The following is a 930-nucleotide window of genomic DNA, read 5'->3' as shown; positions in this document are numbered from 1 at the left end:
GCCAAGGACCGACTCATCGATTCCGAACGGATCAACACTCAGTCGGAGGTGCGGTCATTGGAGATTAAGAAGCAGCAAGAGACTGAGATGACCGAGATCATGTCGCGCCGCGAGCTCGAGATGCAGAGGATCCAGAACCGCCGGGAAATCGAGGCAGAGCGGATCGATAACGAGCAGCATGTGAAGGAGTCTGAAATCCGTTCGCGTCAGGAGCTGTCGATCATCGAAACGACGTCATCGGCCGAGATCGACAAGGCCAAACTGCAGAACCAGCGGGTGACCGAGACGCATCGAATCGAGACCGACAAAACCATTGAATTGCTGGCCGTGGCGAAGTCGAAAGAGGTTCGCATCAGCAACGAACTTGCTGAGGCCGACCAGGAAAAGGCACGCCTGAAGAAACGTTACGATGTCGATGTCGAACGCTTGAGGGTCGACGAGGAAATCGTGCAGCTCGAGATCGAGAAAAACCAGAAGATCAAACTCGCCGAAACCAAGGCGTTTCAGGAGATCCAGGACGCGTCGATCGCCGCCAACCGCCAGATCGACGAGTTGCGCATCGCTGCGCGGAAGTTTGTCGATAAGTTTGAGATCGAGCAGCAGAAGGAAGTCGAAATCGTCGACAAGGAGCGCTTGATCGCGGTGATCAACAAGTCGATCGAGGAAGCCTACGCAAAGACCCAGGCCGCGGAAGCTCTGAAAAAACAGGTTGAACAGGAAGAGCAGGTCAACAGCGCACGCGAAGAAGAAGTGGCCGAACGCATCAAGCGGATCGAGCTCATTCAGTCTTCGTCCAGGGTCGAGCGTGACGCCCAACGCGTCGTTTCTTCGGCAAAGGCCGAGAAAGAAGCCACGGAACTCAGGGCGCTGGCGGAAATCGCCGAGTCCAATGCGGCCGAGGTCCGCTATGCCAAGGACGCCGCCGGGCAG

1 protein-coding gene is annotated in these 930 nt (G+C 56.7%); it reads left to right on the top strand.

The features are described from left to right. The coding region (locus tag EN991_RS40180) for a hypothetical protein (RefSeq protein WP_206519356.1) at positions 1–930 on the top strand (930 nt) is incomplete at both ends.

Source organism: Mesorhizobium sp. M7A.F.Ca.US.005.03.2.1 (genome assembly GCF_003997795.1).
GTDB lineage: Bacteria > Pseudomonadota > Alphaproteobacteria > Rhizobiales > Rhizobiaceae > Mesorhizobium > Mesorhizobium ciceri.
This window is presented reverse-complemented; position numbering and strand designations above follow the sequence as displayed.